The organism is Haemophilus sp. HMSC071C11, from assembly GCF_001837655.1.
GTDB lineage: Bacteria > Pseudomonadota > Gammaproteobacteria > Enterobacterales > Pasteurellaceae > Haemophilus > Haemophilus influenzae.
In genome coordinates, this window is the sequence record NZ_KV833441.1 from 7,344 (window position 1) to 8,981 (window position 1,638).

Below are 1,638 nucleotides of genomic sequence, written 5' to 3' on the forward strand. Positions count from 1 at the left end.
ACGCTCGTGTGTGCATTTGTGGTGTATATGGCACACGCCCTAAATCTTAATCAAGACTGTGACGGCAAAATCTGTCACACCGAAATAATTTCAACCATAGAAGGAAAATAAAATGTACCAACTCAAAGCTAGATGCTCTGGCTTGGCTGATTTAATGGTAAAGCCTAAAAGCGGTAACGGAATATCTGCTACAGCAAAAAGTGCGGTGAGAAAGATAGTGAAATTTGATTTATTCGGTTATCGAGATTTTGAGGGGAATAAATACACCGAGAAAGGCATTGCACTAGAAGAACAAGCCATTAAGTTAAGCGGTCGTAAACGTGGCTTACCACTTAAAAAGAACACGGAAAGACGTGAAAACGATTGGATTACAGGCGAGTGCGATATTTATGTGCCAAGTCGAAAATTAATCATAGACACTAAATGTTCTTGGGATATTGGCTCACACCCTTTTTTTGCTGATGAGGCGGAAGAAAAAGCTAAAAAAGCTGGGTATGACGCACAAATGCAAGGCTATATGTGGCTATGGGATTGTAGTGAGGCACAGATTGATTTTGTCCTCCTGCCTACCCCTTATGACCAATTATCAAGCTATGACGACCCAAACAGATACATTGACTTGGTTGAGCAAATCCCCCAAGAAAAACGTATCACGACGGTCATAATTAAACGTGATGAGAAAATCATCGAGAAAATCAAAGAGCGAGTAGAAATTGCTCAAGAATATTATCAACAACTTATACAGGAGATGCGCTAATGGCACGTAATACCAACACCGTGATATTAGTCGGTCATTTAGGCAGTGACCCAGAAATCCGCCAATTCCAAAATGGCGGGCAAATTGCCACATTTAATCTTGCTATCGGCGATGATTACCGAGATAAACAAGGTAATACAGTTAAACGTACGCATTGGATACCCATTGTGGTACACGGCAACTCTGCTGATGTAGCAAGACAATATCTGCAAAAAGGCTCAAAAATCTGCGTAACAGGAAAACTAGTACAGGAAAGCTGGCAAGACCAAAACGGCAATAACCGCACCGCACTTAAAGTAGCGACACAATCCTTTGAAATGCTAGACAGCAAGGCAAAAAATGAAACACAACAGCCAACCAAAGACAAAGAAAAACCCGACCCATTAAACGCAGCGGCTGAACAAGACGGGTTTAATGATGATGTTCCGTTTTGAGTTACACCACAAGCCACTAACCAATAGTGGCTTTTTTATTATCTAAATTTGAGAGACAAAAATGGCTGAAGAAAACAAAGAAATTATAGCTTATAAAGGGTTTAAGCAAGACTGGACTTGTCGAGGTTATCAGTATGAGGTAGGCAAAACGTATGAGCATAAAGGTAATGTTAAGGCTTGTGAGAGTGGATTCCACGCCTGCGAATACCCGCTTGATGTGCTTAGCTATTACAGTCCAGCGGTAAGTAAATTTGCTGTAGTTAAAATGAGCGGCGAAACATCAAAAGATAGTGATGATACAAAAATTGCATCTGCAAAAATCACGATCGAAACCGAAATTAACTTACCGGAAATGATAAAAAAAGCCGTTGAATGGATAAAAGGTAAAGTTGATTGGGATGCTGCCAAGGTGTCCAATACAGGCGATCAGTCGGCAGCGACTAATAC

At 40.8% G+C, this 1,638-nt stretch carries 2 protein-coding genes and 1 pseudogene; all 3 read left to right on the forward strand.

Annotated features, from left to right (window positions below):
• The first annotated feature begins 112 nt into the window (after positions 1-112).
• Complete coding sequence (locus tag HMPREF2644_RS06755) at positions 113-757, forward strand: translocation protein TolB precursor (RefSeq protein WP_070828343.1); 645 nt, start codon at positions 113-115, stop codon at positions 755-757.
• Positions 757-1,191, forward strand: a complete 435-nt coding sequence (locus tag HMPREF2644_RS06760; RefSeq protein ID WP_070828344.1) for a single-stranded DNA-binding protein — start codon at positions 757-759, stop codon at positions 1,189-1,191. The genes HMPREF2644_RS06755 and HMPREF2644_RS06760 overlap by 1 nt, the downstream gene beginning before the upstream one ends.
• 61 nt (positions 1,192-1,252) lie before the next feature.
• A pseudogene (locus tag HMPREF2644_RS06765) lies at positions 1,253-1,638 on the forward strand (hypothetical protein); the annotation flags it as partial.

Excerpts from the sequence above, each read along its gene's own strand:
- HMPREF2644_RS06755 (WP_070828343.1), top strand. The coding sequence starts at position 113 with ATGTACCAACTCAAAGCTAGATGCTCTGGCTTGGCTGATTTAATGGTA.
- HMPREF2644_RS06760 (WP_070828344.1), top strand. The coding sequence starts at position 757 with ATGGCACGTAATACCAACACCGTGATATTAGTCGGTCATTTAGGCAGT.